Origin of the sequence: Pseudoalteromonas sp. BMB (genome assembly GCF_001709235.1) — a bacterium.
GTDB classification, from domain to species: Bacteria; Pseudomonadota; Gammaproteobacteria; order Enterobacterales; family Alteromonadaceae; genus Pseudoalteromonas; species Pseudoalteromonas maricaloris.
Map to the genome: position 1 here is coordinate 38,680 of NZ_MBQA01000116.1, position 25,333 is coordinate 64,012.

General features: G+C 44.3%; 31 protein-coding genes. 11 read left to right on the forward strand and 20 right to left on the reverse strand.

Annotated elements, in window-relative coordinates; genetic code table 11:
* Position 1: 1 nt before the first annotated feature.
* The 20 genes from BB427_RS08480 to BB427_RS08575 form a co-directional block, all read right to left on the reverse strand.
* Positions 2–550 carry a hypothetical protein gene (locus BB427_RS08480; RefSeq protein WP_069020277.1) on the reverse strand — a complete coding sequence of 183 codons (549 nt, stop codon included), beginning with the start codon at positions 548–550 and terminating at the stop codon, positions 2–4.
* 26 nt (positions 551–576) lie between these two features.
* Positions 577–1,503, reverse strand: a complete 927-nt coding sequence (locus BB427_RS08485) for a phage tail protein (RefSeq protein WP_069020279.1) — start codon at positions 1,501–1,503, stop codon at positions 577–579.
* Between the two features lies 1 nt (position 1,504).
* Positions 1,505–2,347, reverse strand: coding sequence for a baseplate assembly protein (locus BB427_RS08490; protein WP_069020281.1), 843 nt, complete (start codon positions 2,345–2,347; stop codon positions 1,505–1,507).
* A gap of 8 nt (positions 2,348–2,355) precedes the next feature.
* Positions 2,356–2,724, reverse strand: coding sequence for a hypothetical protein (locus BB427_RS08495; RefSeq protein WP_069020283.1), 369 nt, complete (start codon positions 2,722–2,724; stop codon positions 2,356–2,358).
* Positions 2,725–2,726: 2 nt separating this feature from the next.
* Positions 2,727–3,488 carry a hypothetical protein gene (locus tag BB427_RS08500; protein ID WP_069020285.1) on the reverse strand — a complete coding sequence of 254 codons (762 nt, stop codon included), beginning with the start codon at positions 3,486–3,488 and terminating at the stop codon, positions 2,727–2,729.
* A gap of 1 nt (position 3,489) precedes the next feature.
* Positions 3,490–4,026, reverse strand: coding sequence for a phage tail-collar fiber domain-containing protein (locus BB427_RS08505; RefSeq protein WP_069020287.1), 537 nt, complete (start codon positions 4,024–4,026; stop codon positions 3,490–3,492).
* 62 nt (positions 4,027–4,088) lie between these two features.
* Positions 4,089–4,835 carry a phage tail protein I gene (locus BB427_RS08510; RefSeq protein ID WP_069020289.1) on the reverse strand — a complete coding sequence of 249 codons (747 nt, stop codon included), beginning with the start codon at positions 4,833–4,835 and terminating at the stop codon, positions 4,089–4,091.
* Entirely contained in the window at positions 4,816–5,772 is a 957-nt protein-coding gene (locus tag BB427_RS08515) for a baseplate assembly protein (RefSeq protein WP_069020291.1), read from the reverse strand. Before BB427_RS08515 ends, BB427_RS08510 begins: the two co-directional genes overlap by 20 nt.
* Before the next feature lie 59 nt (positions 5,773–5,831).
* The gene (locus tag BB427_RS08520) at positions 5,832–6,296 is read right to left on the reverse strand and encodes a hypothetical protein (protein ID WP_069020293.1); all 465 of its coding nucleotides are present in this window, start codon (positions 6,294–6,296) and stop codon (positions 5,832–5,834) included.
* A gap of 11 nt (positions 6,297–6,307) precedes the next feature.
* A complete protein-coding gene (locus BB427_RS08525) occupies positions 6,308–7,078 on the reverse strand; it encodes a hypothetical protein (protein WP_069020295.1) in 771 nt (256 codons plus the stop codon).
* Between the two features lie 128 nt (positions 7,079–7,206).
* A complete protein-coding gene (locus tag BB427_RS08530; protein ID WP_069020297.1) occupies positions 7,207–7,521 on the reverse strand; it encodes a hypothetical protein in 315 nt (104 codons plus the stop codon).
* Positions 7,522–7,531: 10 nt separating this feature from the next.
* Positions 7,532–8,308 (reverse strand): phage tail protein, encoded by a 777-nt coding sequence (locus tag BB427_RS08535; protein ID WP_069020300.1) that lies wholly within the window; start codon positions 8,306–8,308, stop codon positions 7,532–7,534.
* A gap of 9 nt (positions 8,309–8,317) precedes the next feature.
* The gene (locus BB427_RS08540) at positions 8,318–8,863 is read right to left on the reverse strand and encodes a phage tail-collar fiber domain-containing protein (protein ID WP_019647288.1); all 546 of its coding nucleotides are present in this window, start codon (positions 8,861–8,863) and stop codon (positions 8,318–8,320) included.
* Between the two features lie 401 nt (positions 8,864–9,264).
* The gene (locus BB427_RS08545) at positions 9,265–10,176 is read right to left on the reverse strand and encodes a phage tail protein I (protein ID WP_069020302.1); all 912 of its coding nucleotides are present in this window, start codon (positions 10,174–10,176) and stop codon (positions 9,265–9,267) included.
* Positions 10,177–10,184: 8 nt separating this feature from the next.
* Entirely contained in the window at positions 10,185–11,027 is an 843-nt protein-coding gene (locus BB427_RS08550) for a baseplate assembly protein (protein ID WP_069020304.1), read from the reverse strand.
* A 60-nt stretch (positions 11,028–11,087) separates the two neighbouring features.
* Positions 11,088–11,336 carry a hypothetical protein gene (locus BB427_RS08555; RefSeq protein WP_010378331.1) on the reverse strand — a complete coding sequence of 83 codons (249 nt, stop codon included), beginning with the start codon at positions 11,334–11,336 and terminating at the stop codon, positions 11,088–11,090.
* Complete coding sequence (locus BB427_RS08560) at positions 11,333–11,740, reverse strand: 3TM-type holin (RefSeq protein WP_017218912.1); 408 nt, start codon at positions 11,738–11,740, stop codon at positions 11,333–11,335. Before BB427_RS08560 ends, BB427_RS08555 begins: the two co-directional genes overlap by 4 nt.
* Positions 11,728–12,147 carry a glycoside hydrolase family protein gene (locus BB427_RS08565; RefSeq protein WP_017218911.1) on the reverse strand — a complete coding sequence of 140 codons (420 nt, stop codon included), beginning with the start codon at positions 12,145–12,147 and terminating at the stop codon, positions 11,728–11,730. The genes BB427_RS08560 and BB427_RS08565 overlap by 13 nt, the downstream gene beginning before the upstream one ends.
* 20 nt (positions 12,148–12,167) lie before the next feature.
* Positions 12,168–12,530 (reverse strand): hypothetical protein, encoded by a 363-nt coding sequence (locus BB427_RS08570; RefSeq protein ID WP_010378324.1) that lies wholly within the window; start codon positions 12,528–12,530, stop codon positions 12,168–12,170.
* Positions 12,505–12,783 carry a helix-turn-helix domain-containing protein gene (locus BB427_RS08575; RefSeq protein ID WP_010378322.1) on the reverse strand — a complete coding sequence of 93 codons (279 nt, stop codon included), beginning with the start codon at positions 12,781–12,783 and terminating at the stop codon, positions 12,505–12,507. The genes BB427_RS08570 and BB427_RS08575 overlap by 26 nt, the downstream gene beginning before the upstream one ends.
* Positions 12,784–13,207: 424 nt before the next feature.
* Here BB427_RS08575 and ettA point away from each other — a divergent pair, with 424 nt between their 5' ends.
* The 11 genes from ettA (at position 13,208) to BB427_RS08630 (ending at position 25,126) form a co-directional block, all read left to right on the forward strand.
* A complete protein-coding gene (ettA, locus tag BB427_RS08580; RefSeq protein ID WP_010604458.1) occupies positions 13,208–14,872 on the forward strand; it encodes an energy-dependent translational throttle protein EttA in 1,665 nt (554 codons plus the stop codon).
* Between the two features lie 227 nt (positions 14,873–15,099).
* Entirely contained in the window at positions 15,100–15,465 is a 366-nt protein-coding gene (locus BB427_RS08585) for a PilZ domain-containing protein (protein ID WP_010378318.1), read from the forward strand.
* A 44-nt stretch (positions 15,466–15,509) separates the two neighbouring features.
* Positions 15,510–15,914 (forward strand): DUF350 domain-containing protein, encoded by a 405-nt coding sequence (locus BB427_RS08590; RefSeq protein ID WP_069020306.1) that lies wholly within the window; start codon positions 15,510–15,512, stop codon positions 15,912–15,914.
* A 9-nt stretch (positions 15,915–15,923) separates the two neighbouring features.
* Positions 15,924–16,520, forward strand: a complete 597-nt coding sequence (locus BB427_RS08595; RefSeq protein WP_069020308.1) for a DUF1190 domain-containing protein — start codon at positions 15,924–15,926, stop codon at positions 16,518–16,520.
* A 113-nt stretch (positions 16,521–16,633) separates the two neighbouring features.
* Positions 16,634–17,803, forward strand: coding sequence for a glutathionylspermidine synthase family protein (locus BB427_RS08600; protein ID WP_069020310.1), 1,170 nt, complete (start codon positions 16,634–16,636; stop codon positions 17,801–17,803).
* 363 nt (positions 17,804–18,166) lie between these two features.
* Positions 18,167–20,134: an FAD-dependent L-amino acid oxidase gene (locus tag BB427_RS08605; protein WP_069020311.1), complete on the forward strand. Its 1,968-nt coding sequence runs from the start codon at positions 18,167–18,169 to the stop codon at positions 20,132–20,134.
* A gap of 245 nt (positions 20,135–20,379) precedes the next feature.
* Positions 20,380–21,078 (forward strand): spondin domain-containing protein, encoded by a 699-nt coding sequence (locus BB427_RS08610; RefSeq protein ID WP_069020312.1) that lies wholly within the window; start codon positions 20,380–20,382, stop codon positions 21,076–21,078.
* 9 nt (positions 21,079–21,087) lie between these two features.
* Positions 21,088–21,795 carry a spondin domain-containing protein gene (locus BB427_RS08615; protein WP_069020313.1) on the forward strand — a complete coding sequence of 236 codons (708 nt, stop codon included), beginning with the start codon at positions 21,088–21,090 and terminating at the stop codon, positions 21,793–21,795.
* Between the two features lie 52 nt (positions 21,796–21,847).
* Entirely contained in the window at positions 21,848–22,579 is a 732-nt protein-coding gene (locus BB427_RS08620; protein ID WP_069020316.1) for a response regulator transcription factor, read from the forward strand.
* Positions 22,576–24,039 (forward strand): sensor histidine kinase, encoded by a 1,464-nt coding sequence (locus BB427_RS08625; protein WP_069020318.1) that lies wholly within the window; start codon positions 22,576–22,578, stop codon positions 24,037–24,039. The genes BB427_RS08620 and BB427_RS08625 overlap by 4 nt, the downstream gene beginning before the upstream one ends.
* A 175-nt stretch (positions 24,040–24,214) precedes the next feature.
* A complete protein-coding gene (locus BB427_RS08630) occupies positions 24,215–25,126 on the forward strand; it encodes a hypothetical protein (protein WP_069020320.1) in 912 nt (303 codons plus the stop codon).
* Positions 25,127–25,333 lie beyond the last annotated feature (207 nt).

Genomic DNA, 25,333 nt, shown 5'->3' on the forward strand with positions numbered 1-25,333 from the left:
ATTATCCTATGTTTGCTTTGCGCAGGCGCATCGCCAGTTGCATGGTTTGGTTGGCTTGCTGGATCAGACTTTTACCTTGTCTAAGATGTGCATAAACAGATGTAGCCAGCTCTTTTGCCATAAAAATATTGGTGTTAAGCACGCCTGTTTCAAAACTGACTTGCTGTGAAGGCAGCGCTGCGAGGTTAAGCGAAATGACCTCTAACCATGCTACGTCTTTGCTTTTATGATTCAGCACTTCGCCCCCTGCGCTATATACCGCGACTAAGGTGCTGCCAGACCAAATTCCTAGTTCTTTAACTGGGTAATCGGCTTCCCCCTCAAGCACGGCGCTAAAACGCACTTGTGTTGCAGTGAGTTGTTCCGCCTGTAAAATCGGGACCTTTTGGCGCTCTTGTCGTAACTGCGTTTGCAAGTGAGACGCGATATAACCTGCGCTTCCTGCGGACAAATGTGTCAACGTAAAAGCTTGTCCTTGCTCTAGCGCCTGCGTCAATTTGGCAAGCCCCGGTGTCGTCCATACAACAGAGGCAAATTGTGATGATTGCATTGAGAGTTCCATTTATTTGGAGAGTATTATTCAGGGAGTACCACTTGGAAACGACTGCAATGAACATTAAGCCGTCCAGTGGTGGCGAGCGCAGCTGAGAGCGGCATCATTTGACGATGTTGCCAATGTACAGTCGTTGCATGAAGCGGATCACCGACAAACGCGTCGGCTTTAGTCCAGCTTTGTTGCCACTCGCCCTGCCACGAGCGTGTTGACCACACGCGATGCTGCGAAAGCAGCCTAATTCGGGCTGAACTCACAGGCAGTTGTGAAGGCTCTTTGTCGCTGAGCTTGTATTCACTCAAGCGTTTTGTGGTGAGGTAATGACTGCGCTGACTATGTGTTCTACTGAGGTGTACGGAGGTATTCGCCATATCATGACTCACACCTTGCTGGTGGCTGCGACCAAAGCTGACTTTGCATAGCGTGTTATCGCCATCATGAAATGGTACGCCAGAAACATCAGATAGAAGCGCTCCAAAACCACATTGAGACAACTTCAGTTCACGCACATCATAACCATGATAAATACGTGAAAGTTTGGCTCTTACTGGGGCAGATAATCCAAGCAGCTGATGGATATCTTTAAGCGCCTTGTTCCCTGGAATTTTGCCAGATGCCAATTGATAGCGATAAAAGTGGCGTCCTGGTTTGTCAACCTCAAGCTCAGCCTCGTCAAAGTTGAGCCAATTGAGCGCGATGTCTACACTTTTTGGTGTACCGCGAAGTCGCTGCCAAACCAGACCTTCCTTGATGGTTTCGCGAAGGTCTTGGCTGTAGGGCAAAATAGCCTCTAAGCCATACTCCCAAACGAGCCACATCAGCAAGTTGTCGTGCGGCTCGGCCTTAAACCCAGATAACCTTGAAATACCCGAATGAATATCGTCACTCACGGCAACACTTTGCTGCAATCGCCGTTGCAGCAAAGTGTGATTAGGAGGTAATAACGTCATCTTAGCCTCGCTTTAATGTCAGCGAGATTGATCTTGGAATAACGTACTGATGGGCTGCCACATCAATTAACTGTGTTGGAGCAAGCAGTTCGATATGCCTAATTCCCGTACTATGTAATTGTGCATATAGCCAGCTTGGCGTTAAGTCCCAACCAAGTGTCGTGATGTTGAGCCAGTTGTCTTGCAACGTTTGCTCCAGCTTATTGATAATAAGTTCAGAAGCATGAGTATTGAGATAAAGCTCAGCTTCAACATCTACCCAAACGGGCTGTGCAAGTTTGACCTCTAACGTGTCTGTCAGCATTTTCACCGAGTCGTCAAATAGCCTCTCTTTCACTTGTGCTAAAACCTGTTCTGCATCAGTGTCAAACTTTGCGAGTACCGTTACCACCACCAGCCCATCCCCTGGGCTTTGCACCGACACATCCTTGATTAAACCCGGTGCAGCTTCAATGGCTTGGTGACGATAATGCGCCGCACTACCTGCCGTACTGGACGCTATGGTGCTGTTGCGAATACGCATTCGTAAGGTTTCGTCATGCTCATCGGGCAACCGAGCCACCCCATAAAAGGCGCCAAGATGTTCAAGATCGGCGCCTTGGCTGGTGGCTAACAAATTAGCCGCCGCGGCTTCATTGACGCGCTGTCGTAATAACAGCTCGCGATAGCTTTCAACTTGCAAACAAATCGCAAGCGGCGAGCTTTCGAGCGCTAACGCTTCGGCATATTCAGGTGCAAGTTCGATAAAACGTTGTTTACGTGCTTGGAACAGGCTTTCGAAATCAAGTGGTTCAAGGATATTTGGCGCTGGCAAAGTGGAAAGATCGATTGATTGATTTGCCATAGAGTGCCTTATTCTGAGGAAGTTAAAATGCTTGCAACACCAGTGGCGCGAGATTTAATTTCTTGGTAAACATTTTCAGCGCCTTTACCTTGATAGGGAAACTGAATTTCATTATTCAGCACTTTTGAGGTTAATGTACCCAGGCTGTCACGCCCCTGTGATGCCGCTGCGCGCATCTCGGCAAGTGTTGTTGCTTTGCTGAGGCCATCAAGCAGTTTAATAAACTCAACTAATACTAGGTGGCTTGTATCTGCAGTAGTCCCAAGAATAGATTCTACATCCGCCACTGCTCGGCTTATTTGCCCGCGTTTGACTTGCTTGTCTAGGTACGCGAGTGTCGCTAAATGGTCTTGTTGTGAAGGAATTTGTTCTTGCATAATTACACCTCGATTCTTGGATAGTTAATAACACGGTCAACAGCAAAAGTGGCGTTACCACCAAATTCAACGATATTTTGTGGTGTTTTGTCACTGCCAACGGGCGATGGGAGCATGTTAACAAAGCGAACAAATAGCATTGAATAAGGGTGCAGACCATGAAGCTTAATTGTGTCAATAGTCTTGGTGGTTGCACATGCATTCCACCCACCTATGCTTCTTGGCTGAAGACCTAAACGCTCAACCTCAGCGTTAATCTGATCACTTGTTGCTTCAGAATTCGCTAAAATAAACTGTGTATAAGTTCTCGACCAGTCCGTACTGTATTGTTCAGGTTCGTTATAATGTCCAGGTGCATAACTGTAATTGCGAGTCAGATGTACTTTAGTGAGCGTCTGAGGGGCTGGATAGGTGTAGTAACCCTGCGTAGCGATAGGTACTTTTACCCATTTTGAAATATGTGGAGCTTCAGGTTCAGCTTCTATATTTAACGAGCTCTTAGAATGATCCGCCCTATCATAATAATTAATTCGCAAATCAGAGTGACTATCAGCAAAATTAAGGATCGCTTGATCTGTTTTTGCTCCTGCCAAAACAATCGCTTCGCTAATATCTTGCTGCGCCTCACTCAGCGCATGATTAATTTCTCCCATTTTGCCGATCACGGTTTGTGTGAGGGCATTATTTGAATCGATTAATTTGCCGTTTTCGGCTTGCAGTGCGGCGATGCGCTGCTCTAATGTCATTGGCTGATAACCCGCCATATTACACTCCTAGCTGTAGTAGTCTGTTGTTGAATTGAATTTGTCGGTGATTCGCTTGAATTTGCGCACTCAGTTGTTGGGTTTGTGCCACCAGCATGTCGAGAAATTCACCGGCATAAAAAAGCGTTAAATCGCCTGTGGTATTAATCGTGATAGCGTCTACCGGTGCAGCACTTAACAGCAGATCAAACCCTTGTACAATTTGTGCAATGGGTGTTTGATAAAAAAGTACATTTTGCGGGTGAGACCAAACGGCAAACAAAGTGCCATCGGCAAGATAAAAACCCACTTCGCGCACCGCGTACTCAGCATCGTCAATAAAATGTCCGGTAATATGAAATTGCCCGTCACCAACAACTTGCCCGCCGGCAATCGCCACTCGATTTTTTTCACCTCGCAGCCTAGTTTGGCTACGAGACGGCGTATAGCCAGAAGTGCCTACCGCAATCGCGCTAATATCAATGGTAAAACCATTAGCTTTGGCATTAACGGCCGCGTTTAATCCCGCCTGCGTAATAAGCGGCGTAAATTGTTCCATGAGTCATTCCTTTAGAGTCTGTTAATCTTCAAGTTTGTTTTTGCAGCAGCTTTGTTTAGGTATTAATAGCAATAAAACGACAGTCGCTGGATTTGGATAGCAAAAGGCGCTGCGTGAACATAAAGGCTGGAAGCACTGTTGAGATCAGAGCGCACTTCACCGGATATTTTGCCCACCCCTTGCAAGACAGAAGTTCCAGCAAGATACAACTGGCTTACATTTGCAACATTATCTGTTTGTTGAGGCATCCATGTGCGCTGGAGGCTCGCAGACTGACTGACGGTATTGAGCGATAAGCTTGCACTTTGCTGTACGCCTACACGCAAACTAATTTGGCTGCGGCATGGTTTTGTCATTACCACAGCTTGCCAAAGTTGTGCTTGCAGCTTAGGAGTCAGTAGCGTGCTGCCTGCTGGATCTAGGTTCTGCGCGGCCAACGCAATGATCTGTGCAGAATGCGGCGTAAACGCGTGAGGATTTTCTTGTTGCCACCACTCTTTAAGCTCAACTTTTGCAGCTAGAGTGGAGAGTGCACTTTTTATCGCACTAACCGTCCCTTTTATTCGATGATCGGGCACGCTATTCGCTATAATCTTGCGCTTCACTTCAATTGGCCAAGCGCTATCCCAAAAGTCCACACTGAGTGCATCTGCAAGCCAAGGTAAAAAATGCTCGGGACATCGCCAGGGATCCCAAAGACTACCAAGTGGAACAGGAGTCGCGGAAACTTTGCTTAGCGCCTTTGCCAGCGCATGCTCAAGCTTAGTGCTTGCGTGCGGTAATAGTGTATTAAATATCTCTTCCTGCAATGTTTATCTCCACTTGTGTACAAAACGCAGCCTGCCAAGGGGTATTGATAATGTCGGCGGTAGGTGAGAGCAGCTCAACACGTTGCACACCTGCTTGGTGTAGCGCACTATAAAGCCCAGACAAACGAATATCATGATTAAGTTTATGATGTGTTTTTAACCATTGCTGCACGCTTTGCTCTACCGTAGATTTCACTTTTTCTTCGTCGGGGCCTGGATATAAATAAAGTGTGGCATGGAGGATAAATTCTTTTACCTCAGCTGAGAGTACTCTTGGCCTATCCGTCAGAGGCCTAATATCTTCTTGAAACAAATGCTCTGTAATTGCTGTGATTTCGTCTTGATTTGGTATGCCATTGCCTCTATCTGTCAGCACCGTTATCGCAACATCCCCCGGCGCGGCATCTTGAAGCCTAGCGGCATGGGTACAATGCAGCAATTTCGTATGCTCTGGTACTAAGTCTGATAATGGCGGCTCGACCTGAAGCAGCTCAAATTCGGGAGACTCAACAAAAACATCCTTAACTTGAGGTAAGGCTTTAAGCGTGTGAAAACAATAAGCACCAATTGGCCCAGCTGTACTAAACCCTTCTAGTGCCAATTGAATACGCGCTCGAAAGCGCTCATCACTCTCCCCAGCTTCTCGTATCACCGCAAAACGATTCCCCAAATAATCGAGTTCACTGCTCGTGGCTTTTGCCAGCAGCACCTGCTGCGCGCCTTCATTAATCTGTTGACGTAATAGCAGCTCTCGATAAGCAAAGACTTCCATCAGCTTGACGATGGGATCGCTAGGTAGCAGCTCAGAAAGTTCTGGGCAGGCGTGCTCTACGGCTTGCTTTAGTTCGTTATAAAGCGTTATAAATTCAACGGGTTCAAGTAAATCGGATGCGGGTAATTGACTAAGACTGACCGCACTGAAGTTAGTTAAAGACATAATGGGGCCTGTTGTAAGGCACCCAATCAAAAATGACTGGGTGCTTGTGGTAGGTATGTTTAAACGTTGCTTTGCAGTGCTTGGCTGACACCATTTGCACGCTCGGCGATTTCGTGCATCACTTGTGCTTCGCCTTTCACTTGGTACGGAAAAGTTAAGCTTCCCGATTGCACATCAGCGTGGATATGGCCAATCTTATCTTTAAGTCCACTCACAGAAGCTCTAACGTCATCCAGTGATTGCGCGGTGCTAAGTGAAGTAACCAAACTGCTCAGCTCTTTCAACAGTAATTGTGCCGTATCTGCCGTTGTACCGAGCAATGTGTCTGTGTCTGCAACTTGTTGAGCAATTTGCTCACGCGCATACTGCTTGCTCTGCAGTGCTGTCTCAACTGCGCTTAGCTCTAGTGTGAATGTTGTTCCCACTCCAAATGTATCTTCAACAAACTCTTGCGTTACAAAATGTGGGGTATTGGCGTCGTAGAACTTGTCAACAATTTGGTTATTTACTATTAGTTTTGCCATTTTTATTCTCCTTAGTCGTAAGCATTTTGTGTAGCGTCACCTAAATAGGCGAATTGTCCCCAGTCATCCAAAGGTACTTCTCCTGTCACAACTGCAGGAAGGGCAATTTGAATCACGCCAGTTTCCTCCTCAGGTTTACCTTCACCAGGAACGTAAGGATGACAATGACCATATCTATTTCGGCCAAAACTCATGACCTTACCACAAAGCTTTGCGTCTTGATTTGCTTCTAAGCCTTCACACCACCAATTGTTTGGTACTGTCCCTCGAATATGTTTCACAATCGCAGCTGTTGTTACAACGGTAGGCGCTCTAAAGTACTGGTACATTAAATACGCAAATAGATGTGCACTCTCGCCTCGACGATTAGGGTAATATTCTAGTTCCCAAATATTAAATTTACCTGCAAAGTATTTGGTGTCGGAATTAATTGCTCGTAAAAACTCTCTTGCGAGCGGTGTTCTTTGGTCTGTTTCGACTCCGTTTGTAACTGTTTCTAAAAGCCTCGCTTCTTTTACATAACCACCACTCCAGAAGAGTGGAAAAGTCCCTGCCTCATTGGGAATTAATGCTTGGTTTTTAGTCACGCGAAAATGCGACTGCTTTTTGCGGGCAGAGTCAAACCTTTGATCTATTTTGCCTAACTCCGCGTTGACTTTATTTTTTGCATCAACAACGCTGCTAGTTAAAGTCGCCGTAATATCTTGAATTTTATTATCGACGGTTGCGGTGAGGTCGTTTGACGCCTCAATCAATTTGGCAATATCTTGTTCTAATGCCATATTTTTTCTCCATATGGTTAATACAATTTGTAAAAAGGAATGCCGAGTGTTATCCCAGCGGTAAATCAGGCACAAAAAAAGCCCACCGAATGGTGGGCTTAATAGCCTAAAGTCGTTGTAGATTGGTGTTATTGCGGTTTTGGATAACGATTTTTAATGGTGCTTCGCGCTTGCAGCCACGCAGTTTTTGCCGCTTGTGCTGCTTCACTCGCTTCACCAAATTCGGCCATTGCCGCTAGATAATCGAAGGCAAGACCATCTGACTCGCTCTGGTAAGCAAAACTTCTAGCATACATACATTGCGCTGCAAGCTGAGCCTGCTTTGCCTCAGCTAAAATGCCCGGAATATCAGCACTCGCGACACCCAAATCTGCCAATGTTTTTTCATCTGCCGGCACATTGATAAGTTCATCATCACCGATTTTTAAGGTTTTAATTTCCATTGTGACTCCTTTAAGCTGTTGGTGGTGTATATGGATGGTTTGCGTAAGGGATTGAGCTTAGTGTTGGTGCTAAACGCTCGGCAAATGGAATTGGCTCTGCGTACCAGCGAACAGACCATGTGTCACGGGTTGTTTCGTAGATGTTTCTTCTATTCATATCAGCACCATCATGGTATTTGACATCACCAGTCCAGTTTTTGATTATACGATAGCTTAAGCCTCCGCCCCTTAGATACAAACCACTAAATGCTCTGCACCACGGCCCCACACTTCCATCGGCGCCTCCACCATAACTATCTAGTGTTGCGTCTACTTTTTCAGATTTACAGTGCGCAGCGAAACTAAGGTGACTGACTGTTGGATGATAACGCTCATGAAAACGCTTAATGTGCATAAAGTTAGCATCACCATCCCAAGGTTGGGCATTACCTTCCAGTTCTAGCAGAAGCGCTGCTTGGTGAGGTCGGTTCGGATCTAGAGGTCTAGTGTCACTATTTCGAGAATAGTGCCGTGCTACTGTTAACTTACTCGCGCCTGCAGAGTTGCTGGGAAAACGCCACCACACCGGATAAAAATAATCCTTTGAACCACCGATAAAAATATCCTGAACATAGCGTGTTTCAGGCATCGCCTCTTGAATAAATTTGTCGACATCTTGCTCTTTTTTCGCAATATGCGTGTCAAAGGCAGCCATTTGGTTATCCAGCTGCTGCGCCTTGTTATCCACCACCGCCGTTAAGGCATCGGTAGACTGAATGAGATTAGCAATATCTTGTTCTAATGCCATGAGTTGCTCCTATAAAATTCCTTTGTCCATCAACTCAAACTTCTGTTTAAGATGACGAGTCATATTGTTAATTTGCGCGGCGCCTAGCTTGGCAAGTTCAGGGGCGATAAGAATATTTAGATTAACGCCGTTATCGACGATGGTAACGGCGTCGGCAGGCACGCCCGTTAACACCAAATCAAAAGCAAGAAGTAAATCGACTTCCGCCGACTTATAAGCAATTGGCCTATCTGGTGAAGAATACACCGCAAATAGCACCTCTTGTGTTTGGCCATTTGCTTCGCTTTCGATATAAAAGCCCACTTCATTGACCCAAAAGTTGTGATCGGTATCATCAATCACACTCATATGGATTTGGGCATTCCCCTTATCTTCGCCACTTGCCACCATAATGCGGTGGACTTCTTGTTGTAGCTGGCGGCGGCCTTGATCTGGCGTATAATTGCCAGTACCAAGCCCTACCTTGCTGATCTTCGCTTGAAAGCCATTTTTTTGGGCGTTAAATACTGCTTCCAAACCCGCGGTGGTGATGGTCGGCCGTAAAATCGTGCTCACAGCACCTGTCTCCTTTTGTTGAGTGATATCAACCCGCATCAATACACAACTCATTTAATAAGTTGGTTTATTAAGCACATTGATATGAAATGACAGCAATGGGTTTTATACCAATAGGTACTACCGCTGGGTAAACGCTGATGACATCATTTGAAGTGTTTATTCGCTATTCCAATAGCGGTTGTAGGCTAAATTGCTGCGATGATTAATACCAATTTGCTTAATTAAGTGAGCTATTTTGAGGCGAGAAAATCTTGTCGATAACTCCGCTACCGCGTCCTGCTATCGCTAAGGTACCTACATCCATGTAGGCAAGGCGAAAATTTTGCTATTTAGTTGTTCTAAATGAGAAATTTTTAACGCCGTTAGCGTCAGGTTTACTCCTTCAAATTGAGCACGTATTAAGACAAATTGGTATAAGTGTGGCAGTAGAATCTAGCCACTTGAAAACGACGATTAGTAAAGTGCAAAGTGCTCGCAAGTTCCGTCGTAAAGTCAAACTTGGCGGCAGGCAATCTTTGCTCATTGGTTAAATAAATTCGGCTAACCACATGACGACGGTTATTTAAGTGAAGCCCTACTCGCGCAGAGCTTTGTAAATACGCATTCACATGCTGGCTTTTCATATACCGGCCAGTTGCTGCGATTTGTTTATTGCTTGCCAATGCAAATGCCGCTGCTACGGTGGCTCCGGGTGCTTTTACGGCCTCAGTTTGCGCTGACTTTCTCGCAACTTGCAAGCCACTGGCAATAGAGGCTGTTTGCAGTGTTAGGCTCATTTTGGCACCGACTAAAAAGTCGAAATGGGCACGTTTTGGTTTAGTACTATCGGTAACATCTTTAACGGCTTGGTAAAGCTCTGGACTTAAGATCACAGCGTCACTGGTATACGGAATTTCATTCGCCCACGCGATAAACATAAAGGTATGCGGCTGCTTTGATTGATAAGGCGCCAGTGCTATATCATCAATTTCTTGAAACCATTCAAAAAACTCAACGCTTACCCCTAGCGCTGCCAATGCTCGCTTTACTGAGCCAACGGTACCTTTGTGCTTATGCACTTTGACCGAATTGGCGATAAATGCCCGTTTAGTATCTACCGGCCAGCTTTCATCCCACTCATCTACTGATAAAGACCATGCAAGCCAAGGTAATAAATCCTCAGGGCAGGTCTCTGGGTGCCATTGCTTGCCCACATATTCTGGTATAGTTGGTGTTACCTCAAGCTTACTCGGTAAGTCTTCAACTTGCTCAGCAATGGTGCGAACCAGCTTTGATGTGCCAGGTGGCAGTAATTTATGATAACTTGTCATAGCTCACCTTACTCCGTTGGAAAATGTAATTGCACATCGCGACAGTAAGCTGCATTTTTAGCACTTGGTGAGAGGTCGTCATGCATCGAGCGAAGCTTCACTTTTCTTACTCCTCCTTGATGCAAGGCATCAATAAGTCCCGAACTGGGTACTTCTTTCCCGAGCAAGTAATGCGATTGAATAAAGTTTTCAATTGCACGATGGATGGACACTTTAACCTGCTCCGTATTAATACCTGCATTAAAGTAAATATCGGCTTCAATCGTGTAGGCCGTTGGCTCCACCAAATGCACGCGTACAAGGTCCGTAAGCGGTCTAACATCTTCGTCGTTGAGATAACGTAACACCTCTGTTCTCAGTGCTTCTTTATCTTCCAAAGTCACCACATCCGCAACTGGTAACACATGGACTTCAACAATGCCCGGCAATGTTGATTCAACAAATACGTCTTTCACTTTTGCAGAAGCGGTAAACGCGTGGTACTGATAAGCACCAGATGTGCCCCCCATTGAGTGACTTTCAAGAGAAAGTGGGATCCGCAAACGATAGCGTTCATCCGATTCCGCTTCTTCTCTCGCCACACCGAACAAAACACCCAAATGATCCAAGTCACTGCCCGTAGCATATGCCACCATCACAGATTGTGCGGCGTCATTTACACGCTGCCTCAGCAATACCTCACGATAGGCAAAAAGCTCCATCAGCTTTATTGCTGGATCTGAGGGAAGAAATGGATAATCTGGAAACTGCTGTTGCAATTGCGCTTCTAATTCCTGATAAATAGCTTCATAGCTGACTGTCTCCAACACATCAGGTGCAGATAGGCGCGTCAAATCGATAGCATTATTCATGCTACTCTCCTTTTAAATGGGGTTGGATAAAGAAAGCCAATACGGCCGATAATAGCGGCGCTACGGACCCACTCTGCGGGCACCGAGCAACGTATCTAATTTTTTATCTATAGAATCTAAGCGCTTTTCGATGCGCTTTTGGTCTTCTTGGCGAATTTGCTTGAGGTGGTCAAGCTCTTGGGAGTTTGTGGTGATCCTTTTATCTAAGTCGCCAAGGTAAATAACACCAGACACCAACAGCGCAATGGTGGTGAGAATGTGGGCCAAATTAAACTCCTTTTTCATTTGCCATTGTTCAGGATGATTCACTTGCTGACCCCTTTTACTTTCTCAACGGTTCTAAGCCCTGCAAGCCCTAACATGGCAAGCGTAAGCTCTAGCATCACATCAAGCGGCAACTCAGGCGTACCATGTTCAGGCATTAACCACTGTAGAATTGGATTAATCACGAACGAAAACAAAAAGCCTAGACCACACACCCACATCAAAAAAGGCCTCGCCCCCGCAACAAACACACTGCGATGCGCTGCTTGAACTTGATTGATCTGCGCTTGTACTAATGCATGCTTTGCTATCAGTCTCGCCTTTAAATGCTCTTGCTTAAGTACTTCTTCTTCACTGGTAAACAATTCATCAAGAATATTGCCAATTGCTTCTATCGGTGCCACTGTTTTAGCAGAAAATAGGCTACCTAATAGACTCATGATTGCCATTCCCCAGAGATCATCTGTTGAGCAAGCTCTTGCGCGCGATTGGGCACTTGTCTTGCCCAGCGGCTATCTAACATTTCTAGCGCGGCGGTATCAAAATCACCTTTTTCGACCGCTTGTAACATTCGACTAAAGTTAAGTAACCCTGTGATCCCTAAGTTAAATGCCATATTTACCAGCACCGCCATCCGTGCATCGTTGCAGTGTTGGGTTGCAATCCTGCGCGCCACCGCCGCTTTGGCATTTTCTACATCGCTCGCAAGTAGTGATTCTGCTTCTTCTTCATCAATCCCCTTATCATCGAGATTTCGACCATAGCCAATAGTCAGCTTTCCCGCGGTACAAAGGTAAGGAAATTGGCGAAACCCCTCATGTTTTTTGAGTTGCTCTACTGTATTCATTACGGACATACAATTCCCCTTTATTGTTGCTAATGTGTCGACATATTAACCATCAAGCTTTGCTCAGCTTTCAATAACCAAAACTCCATTGAACGCTTGCTGTCAAAACCCAATGTTTTTGCTGCATCGACCACCTTGTTATGCATCATGTATTTAGCTCGGATTGCACGCTTACATTCTGGTCTAAGTAACTCAATTGATGCGGTAAGTTGAGCAATTTCATCTGGCACATGCATCTGCTCTGCACTCACGTATTGGCTTGATGAACTGCCAATAGCTTCAGTTGCAGCTTGACGGCTAAAGCCCTTACCTAGCTCTTTACTACACCAAAACTTACCCCAGCGCTTAAGGGCAGTACGTACCTGTTTAATTGTCACTTGCTTGTTGGTCATGGATTTTTCCTATCACTTCTAAAATATCGAGTAAGTACACATCTTCAACTAGGCCAATAACATCATTCCAGCGTGGGCTATATTCCCTATTTTCCCATCGTCTTAACGTACGCTCCTCAATACCATAATGAGCGGCTGATTCAGCTTGCGTGTAACCTCTGAGCTTTCGCGCAACACGAAGAATTTCGGCTCCTGTTGGAGCTGGTTTGCTTTGACCCACCAGTCTGGATGTGGTTGTGTTTATAAGTGTCATTGTTCTCCTTACCTCAAAAAATAAACACGACTAGTGAAAATTTGTTCTGCTTAGCTGAATGGGGATCGCTGAAAAGCGAAAACAACGTAGCCGTTCATCCTTGCCATCGAGTTTTTAGTTCCGGTAAAAACCCACCACGCCCGTTAACATGTTCATCTGATAACTTTCTTCAGCGTAGTGATATAATAGCGATTTCTCGGATTGGAAACAGGTCAAAAATGACCTATGAATGATATGCTTACAATTAACAACTGGATAAATAAACAGGCTGATTATTTAACTTATTAAAAGGTAAATAAAAAATTACAATAGTTAACTATCACTAACCTAAATATTGTTTTTTCCTCGTTCTGAACTATCAACATTGCAGCACTGGAAGGCTTTCTCTAAAATACATCTAAATTAAAAAAGAGATTGGAAACTCATGGCTCAATATATTTATACCATGTCGCGGGTGAGCAAAGTTGTGCCACCTAAGCGCACTATTCTGAAAGACATTTCTTTATGCTTTTTCCCGGGCGCTAAAATTGGTGTTTTAGGTCTTAATGGTGCAGGTAAATCGACCTTACTTCGCATTATGGCGGGTGTGGATAATGAATTCGAGGGCGAGGCACGTCCGCAACCTGGTACTAAGATTGGTTACCTACCGCAGGAACCTGTACTAGATGAAAGCAAAACCGTTCGTGAAACGATTGAAGAAGCAGTTGGCGAAGTTAAGCGCGCCCTGAATCGATTAGACGAAGTGTACGCAGAGTACGCAATGGAAGACGCTGATTTTGATGCGCTAGCTAAAGAGCAAGGCGAATTAGAAGCTATCATCCAAGCACATGACGGTCACAACCTAGATAATGCGCTTGAGCGCGCTGCCGATGCGCTTCGTTTACCAGAATGGGATGCGAAAATTGAGCACCTATCAGGTGGTGAAAGACGCCGTGTTGCTATCTGCCGACTGTTACTTGAAAAGCCAGATATGCTGCTTCTTGACGAACCGACTAACCACTTAGATGCCGAGTCGGTTGCGTGGTTGGAGCGCTTCCTCCATGACTACGAGGGCACAGTGGTCGCGATCACCCACGACCGCTACTTCCTAGATAATGTAGCAGGCTGGATTTTAGAGCTTGACCGTGGCCACGGTATTCCGTGGGAAGGTAACTATTCTTCATGGCTTGAGCAAAAAGATGCACGCTTGAAGCAAGAAGAAAAATCAGAGAAAGCACGTCAGAAGTCGATTGAAAAAGAACTTGAATGGGTACGCTCAAATCCGAAAGGTCGCCAAGCTAAGTCTAAAGCACGTATGGCGCAGTTTACCGAGCTTCAGCAAAACGACTATCAAAAGCGTAACGAAACCAACGAGCTATTCATTCCACCTGGTCCTCGCTTAGGCGACCAAGTGATTGAAGTGAGCAACTTACGTAAGAGCTTCGGTGACAGATTGTTGATTGACGATTTGAACTTCAACGTACCTAAAGGTGCAATTGTTGGGATCATCGGTGCAAACGGCGCGGGTAAGTCAACGCTGTTTAGAATGCTTAGCGGTCAAGAGCAGCCAGATAGTGGTAACATCACTATAGGTGAAACGGTTGAAATCGCCACTGTTGAACAGTTCCGTGATGACATGGACGGTAATAACACCGTATTCCAAGAGATCTCTAACGGCCAAGACATTCTTAAAATTGGTAACTTTGAAGTACCAAGCCGCGCATATGTTGGCCGCTTTAACTTTAAGGGCAATGACCAACAAAAGTTTGTAAAAGAGCTTTCTGGTGGTGAGCGCAATCGTCTGCACTTAGCAAAGCTACTAAAAGCAGGCGGTAACGTACTGTTGCTGGATGAACCAACCAACGATCTCGACGTTGAAACGTTACGAGCGCTAGAAAATGCGATTTTGGAATTCCCGGGCTGCGTTATGTGTATCTCGCACGACCGTTGGTTCCTAGACCGCATCGCGACCCACATTCTAGATTACCGTGATGAAGGCCAAATCAATTTCTTTGACGGCAACTACACTGAATACGAAGAGTGGCTGAAGAAGACCTTTGGTGCTGAGGCCGCAGAGCCTAAACGTATCAAATACAAGAAGATTGGCTAATAATTAAAACATTAGTCTATCGACGATAGATAATCTGAGGCTCCTCGTTAGGAGCCTTTATTATTTTTAATACCTGCTTTTCTTTATTCATGCCGCACTATGGAGGTACGTAGCAAATCAAACTGCAGCAGCAATCCTATCCAACCAGCGTAATTTATTGTCATTTTTTAGTAGCGAGCACAATGATATAAGCTATTCTTTACCTATACGGACTATTAGGATCAGTAATGAAAGAACGTCGACGTTTTTCCAGAGTTATTTTTTCAAACGAGGCTCAGTTTATGGCCTCAAGCGGTGATTTTAGCTGCGAAATCTTGGATTTATCGCTCAATGGCGCGTTACTCACCCTGCCCGATGGCTATGTGCCACTCAAAAACGACCCAGCAAGTTTAAACTTTTACCTACCAGGGAGTGATATCCAAATTACGATGGAGGTAGAAGTTCGTCATGTTGAAGAAGGTCATCTAGGTGTACATTGCCGCCAAATCGATCTCGATAGTGTGACGCATTTAAAGCGCCTTATTGAACTTAACCTTGGAGATGATGATATACTACATCGCGAGCTGGAGCAGCTCACCTACGATGATGATTAATATCTATCGGATTTCAAATTCGATGCTATAACAAAGAGAGAATTATGATTTTGGATTCTTTACAAGGATTTGTCCCTTTTATTACCTACTTCGGTCTTGCCTACTTACTTACCTTAGTCTTTTTATTTATTTACTCCAAAGTTACCCCTTATTGTGAGTGGAAACTAGTTAAAGAAAACAACCCTGCTGCTGCAACTGCGTTTAGCGGTACCTTAATTGGTTTTGTTTTGCCTATCGCCAGTGCCGCAGTCAATGCAGTATCTCTTATTGATTTTGCCGTTTGGGGTGTTATTGCGGGAGTCATGCAGTTAACTACCTTCTTCATGGTAAGGCTGTATATGCCAAAGCTATCTGAGAAAATCGAAAATAATCACATCAGTGCAGGTTTGTTTTTAGGTGGTGCCTCGCTTGCGACCGGAATTTTGAATGCCGCTTGCATGACCTATTAAGGAGTCAAGATGAAAAGGAGTAGAACAATCAAATTGACTTTATTAATGGGCGCCACAGGAGGGTTGACTGCGTGTGGTGATAGCGACGAATCAGCGTTACTTTTTAAAGACATTGATGAATGCACATCATTCGGTATTGAAGAAGAAGCATGCCAGTTTCAATACCAACAAGCACTCGATAGCCATCGCCAAGAAGCGCCCAAATATGCCTCTGAGCAGTTGTGCGAAAGCGACTTTGGCTTTGATCGCTGTGAAAATTCGAGTGGTGGGATCTGGCGTCCAATTATGGCAGGCTTTATGGTTGCTGCACTTGCAGAAGCAGTAGACGAAGGCCTAGACATGATGAAAAAGCGCAAAAAGAAGAAAGCGGCTTACTTAAGCGGCATTTATTATTCGGGCGCAAAGCCACTGTATCGCTCTCGTGATGACTTTTTTAGCTACCGAAATGCGCAAAACGGGTTTGTCGCATCTGCAAAATCATCGGGTACAACATCGGTTAAAAGCTCAACTATAAATTACAAACCGCGCGCCAGCTCAGTATCACGCAGTCGTGGTGGATTTGGTCGCACAGCTTCTCGTAGTAGTGGTGGCAGTTGGGGCAGTTAAGCCAACCTTCTCTTGATAAAAGGTAAGCCGAGGTTCACTCGGCTTTTTATTACATATTCTGTAATTTACCAAGTATCTATGCAATTGGTATTAGACGGATCGATTTTACACTCATGTTAAGAATTTCTATTGATGAACGCCCACACTGGCGTGAACAAGCAAAAGCCCACGGCTTTGAATTTCATACTATGTATGGTGAAAAGTATTGGGACGAAAGTGCATATTATCAATTTACGTTAAAACAAATTGAGCAAGACTTGGAAGACCCAAGTGATGAACTCCACCAAATGCTCTTACACCTTGTCGATTTAGTGTGTAATGACGAGTCACTTCTGCAACAGTTTGCTATTCCTGAGTCTCAATGGGAATTAGTGACTCGCTCATGGCGTCGTCGAGACCAAGCACTATATGGTCGCTTTGATTTTAGTTACGATGGTAAGTCACCAGCTAAGCTGCTGGAGGCCAATTACGACACGCCCACCAGCTTATTCGAAACGGGTTACTGGCAGTGGCTATGGCTTGAAGAACAGGTAAAAGCCGGTAAGTTACCGCGTAATGCGGATCAATTTAATGGCCTTCAAGAAGCGCTGATAGAGCGCTTTTATCAACTGCATAAATTCCACCGTGGTGCTCCCCTACACTTTTCTTGCTGCAAAGAAGGCATTGAGGACTTGGGCACCATTCAATATATGCGCAGCTGCGCGATGGAAGCTGGACTCAAAACGAAACAAGTTTTTATCGAAGATATCGGATTTGATAACCAACACTTTGTCGACCTTGATGATTCAAAAATTCAATGGATGTTTAAGCTATACCCGTGGGAATTTATGTTTCAAGATGAATATAGTGAACAATTATCGGAAGCAAAAGTGCAATGGCTAGAGCCTGCTTGGAAAGCGATTTTATCTAATAAAGCAATCTTACCTTTGCTATGGCAAACCTTTCCCAATCACCCAAATCTGTTACCAGCATACTTTGAACAGGACAAGCATAAAATTGCAAGCAGCGAGTCCGGCTATGTGAAGAAGCCGTTATTTTCTCGCGAAGGCGCGAATATTGAGATCCGAAAAGATCAACAACTACTTGCACAGTCTGCTGGTGGATATGGCGAAGAAGGTTATATTTATCAAGCTTACTCACCTTTACCCAAATTTGCAGGCTTCAATACACTCATCGGCTCATGGATTGTCGGTGATAAAGCAGTTGGAATTGGTGTTCGTGAAGATAAAAGCCTGATCACCCAAGATCTTAGCCGTTTCTTACCCCATATCATTGTTGGCTAAACTCATTGAACACTAAATAACTTAGTCGGTATGGAACAAATATCTTCCATCTCTCAAATTAGTGTTCAGCCAAGAATAAAAGCTTATTAAATTCATGCCATTCGTACTTTTTAGACAAACACTTGGCAAAACCTGCCGCAAAAATTAACACAAACTTAACTAGTGTACTAAAGTAGTATCTGGGTTTTGCATCAGGTTGAGAAAGCAATACTTGGCTTGTTGCAACAAATTTTTGGAAAGTGCACTCAACAGGTTGGAGTGCATAGATACGTTATAGATCACTTAGCGAGCTAGGAAGTAATACCAATTGGTATAAAAGCAGTCAGCCTCAAAGTGTGAGACATAGTCGGCTAAGGAACTCACATGACTCACTACAAAATAGGTACAGATATTAGTCAAAAACCCATTCCAGACGCGGTGAAAGTCGCAGTGATAGGGGCTGGTATGTCTGGTTTGTATAGCGCTTGGCGATTACAGTGCGAAACAGACGTTGATGACTTCGCCATTTTTGAGCGCAGCAACCGCACAGGTGGAAGATTAGACTCAGATCTTATCCATTTCAGAGATAACCGTGCCGGAGCAAAGCCTGACAGCACCATTACAGTCAAAGAAGAACAAGGTGGTATGCGGTTTCTATTTGAGGGTATGGATGACCTAATGGCCCTATTTCTTAAATTGGGCCTAGAAGATCAGATAGTTCCGTTCCCAATGAATAGCGGCGGAAATAACCGGCTCTACTTTCGCGGTACCAGCTTTTCGGTAAACGATGCCGAACAAGACGACTATCATATTTGGTCAGCACTTTATAACCTCGACCCAAACGAGCAAGGTGTTAACCCCAAAGACATTATTAATGTTGTTTTTAATCGTATCTTGCAAGTGAATCCACAGTTTGATTCAAGGCCAGAGGTTCGCGGTCCAGAGTTTTGGCAAGATTTCCGTTTGCAATGTCAATGGCAAGGTGAACCGCTATATAATTGGTCTTTGTGGGATTTACTCACTGATATGGGTTATAGCCAAGAGTGTATCACCATGCTGTATCGTGTTTTGGGCTTTAATGGCACCTTCTTATCGAAAATGAATGCGGGGGTTGCCTATCAGCTTTTGGAAGACTTTCCTGCAGATGTCGAATTTAGAACTTTTAAAGACGGCTTTAGCACCCTGCCAAACGCGCTGGTGGATAAAATAGGTAAAGAGAAGATTTACCTGCAAACGAGCATCGATAGCATCGCCTTTGATAAAGCAGACAATCTATATGTACTTAAGTACACCAAAACCGAGCAAGACGGACAGATAAGCGAAGGAACATTTAAAGCCGAAAAGCTTATTTTAGGGCTACCAAGGCTCGCGCTTGAAAAGTTGTTCATAGCGTCAGATGTATTCAAACAACTACCAAAGCAGCGGCGCGATGCGTTATGGGATACATTGCAAAGCACAAGCAACCAACCGCTCCTGAAGATTAATTTATACTACGACACTGCATGGTGGGGAACCGGCATGACAGGCCGTCCAGCTGTCAGCTTTGGACCTAACTTTGCCGATTTACCAACGGGTTCTGTTTATCCCTTTTATGCTTTAGATGATGAACTCGCAGCCGCGCTTATGTATAACGAGCGTCATGCAGAGCCTAATTCTGAAACCCAACACAAACTCGAAGGGATAGAAGCCGCTAAATACAGTCGCCCAGCTGCATTGACTATTTACTGTGATTATTTAAATATTAATTTTTGGAGTGCACTGCAAAACAAAGGTGAGCTTTATCATCACCCTCGTGAGTCGGAACTCGTTGAATCTATTCCCAGTGATATTTTTCCAGCCTCGGAAGCGGTTGTACGACAAGCGACACAATTCTTTAAAGACATTTTTAATACGCACAATGTCCCACAGCCCACCCTCACTAGCGCTCGAATTTGGGAAGGGAATGTGAATTTCAATGTCCCTGAAAATCTTCAATTTGGTTTTGGTGTACATCAATGGGCAATTGGTGCGAATGATAAAGACGTCATCGAAGATTTAGTGGAGCCGTTGCCAAATCTATTTACCTGCGGTGAAGCTTACTCTGATTATCAGGGCTGGGTAGAAGGCGCGTTACGTTCGACAGATTTAGCGCTACAAAAAGGGTTTGGTTTAGCGCCGCTAAGTGAGGTCTTTGAAACAGACCAAGGCTGTAGCTCGTCAGAAGCAATACAAATCGCCTATAGAAAAATTGCTAATGAAATGATTATGGAATATATCGATCCTAACTTTTCGCCAAACACTAAAGACAAAGTCACGCTTGCTGATGCCAATAGTGTGCTTGGCGTCAACCTCAGTTATTTCGATAAGCCCTAACCCGCCTCTCTAGTAATGAGGAGTTTTTTACTCCTCATTATCCCTACCTTGCAGAACGAATTGATAGTTCTCGACCGACTAAAACCGTTCCGGCGTACTTCAAGTTACCCTAAGCTCCGCTGATCTGAGCCCTGTGATAAGTATTCTACGCTTTTGTGATAAAAACGTGATAACTCCGTGAGCCTATCTCAATATCTTGCAGCCATGATAAGGAGACTGTTAATCCTAATAAGAAGAGTAACATCATGAAAGCAAAAATCCTGACAACATTAGTCGCTACGTGTTTATCAAGCGCTGCGCTGGCACAAGACCTTGAAGTAAAAATCACTAACCTCACTCACGGTATTTACTATACGCCTTTGCTGGTGACTGCTCATAATCAAGATACCGCTCTTTTCAAACTCGGTGAGCAAGCTTCTGAAGCATTGCAAGCCATGGCCGAAGGCGGTGACATTTCAGCTTTAGGACAAATCCTCGAAAGCTCAAACGCCAATATGGTCGCCAACCCAGCTGAGGGTCTACTTGCACCCGCAGGTTCTACAATGGCGATGATATCAACCAGTGAGGGAAATACGCACCTTTCAATTGTGGCAATGCTACTTCCTACCAATGATGGATTTGTAGGATTAAATGCGTGGCCTATTCCAAGCGCTGCCGGCACCTATGAAGTTTACCTTAATGCCTATGATGCGGGTACTGAAGCGAATAATGAACTGGTTGTCGAAGGCTCTGGTGCACCCGGTATATTAGGGATCCCAGCATCGCCAGGTGCAGCTCCTGGAACTCAAGGTGCTGGCGTCACAGCAAGTGAAGAAAACACCATGGTCCATATTCACAGAGGCAACGTAGGTGACGGCGAGCAAGTCGGAGGTAATAGCGATCTGCATAACACCGTGCACCGTTGGTTAAATCCCGTCGCTAAAGTAACAGTAACCGTAAAATAAGGGGGAGCTATGAAAGCGAAATTAGCATTAATTGCCATGTCTGCGCTCCTGCTCAGTGCATGTGGAGACAATGACAATAATATGGTGATGCCAGAGCCTCCGGTCGAGCCAGAGCCGGTTGAGTATGAGTTTGCCATCACCATCACCAACCTTACACATGCACAGCCAATGTCACCAATTGCAGCGCTGCTTCACCAGTCTGGTCATTACTTTACTGTTGGCATGCCAGCAAGTGAAGCATTGGAGCAACTTGCAGAGGGCGGAAATAACAGCGACATCATAGCCGAAGAGATGACACAAGCATCCGTCTCAACTGATGGATCTTTAGGCCCCGGTGCGACAACCAACCTTTCCATCAAAACTACTGACCTTTCTGAGCTTAAATTATCGCTATTAACCATGATGGTGAATACCAATGATGGATTCTCCGGTCTAAATGCTATAGACGTCTCTGCGCTGCCCGTAGGCGAGATGCAAATGTACCGAACACTTGCCTACGACGCTGGCACTGAGCTGAATAGCGAAGCCGCGGGAACCATACCAGGCCCAGCAGATAGCGGTGAGGGCTTTAACGCAGAGCGCAACGATAATCACAACATGGTGACGATGCACAGTGGTGTAGTTGGTAGTGATGATGGACTCCAAAATTCAACGCTCACTAGTATCCATAAATTTGATAACCCACTGCTTGCAGTCACTATCGAGAGAGTTAAATAGCCTATGCGCAAACGTCTGCCTTAGGCGTTTGCGCTTTCATAAAGGGCTATTTATGTTAGAAAACGTGTTGCTAGTTGAAGATGACTTAGACATAGCGAAATTACTCCAAGTGCATTTAGAGGAGTTAGCTTTAGAGGTAACGCATATTGCCGACGGCAGCCAAGTATTGTCGACTGCTAAAACGAACGATTTTGCCGTGATTTTACTGGATTTAATGCTACCTAATATGGATGGACTAACCCTTTGTCGAGAGCTTAAGACGCTTTACCCTATGAGTAGTGTCATCATCGTCACGTCAAAAAGTAGCGATATAGATAGGATCATTGGACTAGAAGTTGGTGCGGACGACTATATATGCAAGCCTTTCAATACGAGAGAATTGCAAGCAAGGGTGAAAGCGCAGCTACGCCATGTCAGGCAACTTAAGCAACCAATGCAGACCGAAAATGCGGACTTCCCAAACGATAAAATTGCAGTTGGGAGCCTAGTTATCGATGCCTGTTGTCATGAAATTTCGTTGGCTAATGTTAGATTGGACCTTACCGCAACCGAATTTGAGCTGCTGCAATTTTTTGCTAAACACCCAAATCACGTGTTTTCTCGAACCCAGTTATTAGAATCAGTATGGGGCTACCAACACTCAGGATACGAGCATACCGTTAACTCCCATATTAATCGTCTGAGGGCAAAGCTTGAAGCTATTTCAAATAATACGGTGATAGAAACAGTATGGGGCGTTGGTTACAAATTAAATTCAGCCTCTCTTAACGGGCAAAGCGTATGAAGCTCTCACTCTACAAAAAACTCGCACTAACCTTATTTGTCACTTTCGTTGTCATAGCAGCGATTTTTGTGTGGTGGACTCAAGCGCTATCTCAAGTCTCTAAATCTCAAGCAGAACAACAATTACACCTCGCACTTGCGACCCATCTTGTTGACGATAACCCCCTGATAAAAGAGGGAGTGTACGACTATGACGGTTTGAGTAATCTATTTCACACCTTGATGATCTTAGGCCCTTCATTCGAGTTTTACTTTGTCTCCCCTGAAGGTGAGCTATTAACTTACTCTGCAGCCTCTGGAGAGGTTAAACGTCAGCAAATTAATGTTACCCCGTTAAAAAAACTCCTAAAGAGCGATAGCCAACTACCTGTATTTGGTGACGATCCGAGGAGTGTTAACGGCAGTAAAATTTTCTCTGTAGCTCCTGTATTTAATCAAGATCTTTTGCAGGGTTATCTATATATCATCATCGGCTCGTCAAAATACGATAGCATTATTGAGCAACTAAAAAATTCAGACAAGGTAATGCTTGGGGTAAGTTGGTTATTAGGCACTTTGTTCTTTTTGCTGGTTGTCGTCCTACTACTGCTTAATAAAATCACTAAGCCCGTGTCCAGACTGACTCAATATATAGATCAAGTCAGCCAAAACCATTTTAATATTAGTCGTGATGCCCAAATAAATTGGCCCGAAGAACATGATGAGATCCATCGGCTGGGTCGCAGCGTCAATGCTATGCTGGATAAAATTCAGCAGCAATTAACCACACTTAACCTCAAAGATGAACAACGTAAAGAACTACTTTCACAGCTAAGCCACGATCTCCGCACACCACTTGCCTCGCTTAAAGGTTACATTGAACTGATAGAAAAACAAACGAGTGACAAAAATATCGTTTCGCACATCGAAATTGCCAGCAAAAATATAAATCAGCTCAATCATCTTATTGCGCAAATTTTTGAACTCGCCCATCTAGAAGCTGGACATACCAAACTTCATATTGAGCCCTTTAATCTACTTGAACTTATGTATGACGTTGCAGCTAAGTTCAAGTTGAAAGCTGAAGCCAACCAGTTACAGATAGCCATATCCCCACCTCAAAGTACATTGGTGATTACCAGTGACATAGGGAAATTAGATAGAGTGTTGTCAAACTTAATAGATAATGCAATTAGACACACAGAAGCTAGCGGAGTAATTAGTTTGGTACTAGAAGAGTATGAGGGTTATGCACATATTAAGGTAAATGATACAGGTATTGGGATCAGTGAGCTGGACCTACAACATATTTTTGATGCAAGCTTTCAAGCTAAAAATAGTAATAGTAATCGTAAATTTAATGCGGGTCTTGGTCTTGCGATTACCAGTGAGCTTATCAAATTACTCAAAGGACGGATCAGTGTAGCAAGCGCACTCAATGAAGGCAGCCAATTCACCGTCATTTTACCTTTGAACAAATAAAACTCGGAGTAACTAGCTCCAATTAAGCATCTACTAGTCTGGGCTTTTACTTAAGGTACACTTTCAATATATTTTCAATGTAAATATTTTCTGGCTTTCTACTCAAGTAAACTATATTTTAATTAAAAGTAAAATAACACAAGAATTAGTCGCAACATAATACGGAAAGTTTGCTATGCCAGTCGTCTCTATGCGTAACTTTATGAACCACATTGGAACTGCCAATGATGGCTTTCGCCAGAATGCTTCCTCGCTGAACAATATTATTCTATTGCTAGGTGGTAATGCGCAAAACAGCCCCAATAATCGAAATATCAATAATCGGACGGCCGAAAATATAGAGGGCGAGATCCACGGCCTGCCAGTTGATAAACTTCTAAAATATCAAACTGCATTAGTGTATTTAGGCAACGCATTAAATATCGATAGCTTTGCCCGTCCAACGAATTACAACATGGCTTTTCATGGTTTTGAGTTGCAATGGTATCAATTTCGAGATCCCACCCATGGCATGATAAGGATTGATAATGCTAGGTATATTTTTAAGCATCAATTCACATTTGACAGCACTAATGGTGATGTTAACACCTTTACACACTGCCTAACTAGAGAGCATGTCTGGTACCCTACCGCTAGGGCTTATGATCCACCTTTTAACCAACTATTAAGCAGAGTACCACAAAGTTTTTTTATGCCTCAAAATGGTTCTCAAAGCGCCTCCGTAACTGACGATCACTCAACATTCAATCCTGATTATATTGTGAGACGCCCGCTAACCATGGGAAGAACCATTGATATCCGTCAGCGCTATCAATACAAACAACCCGGCCGGCAGTGGCAGAATATTCCTGGCGCTTCATATATTTTGAAAAAAGGTGTCCGATGGGGGGGGAGTGGTGATCCTTGCTTTTTCTTCTCTAAACAAAACTATGCACCAGAAAATCCCAATGCATATCACTTTGAGGTAGAAATCGCACTAGGGAATACACCATTGGCCACTTTAAATAGACTCCCATCACGAGGAGCTACATCGCATAACTCTATGAACAGACAACGTGAGATAAGGGTGATCGCCGACGGCTCATAGTGATGAGACATTACGTAGATGGAAAGGTGCTAACGCAATATTAAAGTAATACCAATTTGCTTAATTAACCTGAGGTTTGGATAAGGAATGTTCCAACTCATTGTTGCTAAAGCACAACTTAGTTTTTTCCTTGTCTAGCCAGCAAGATTTAGGGAAAACAAGGCGAATTTACGCACCAATAGCTGGCTCTGTCTCTTATACACATCT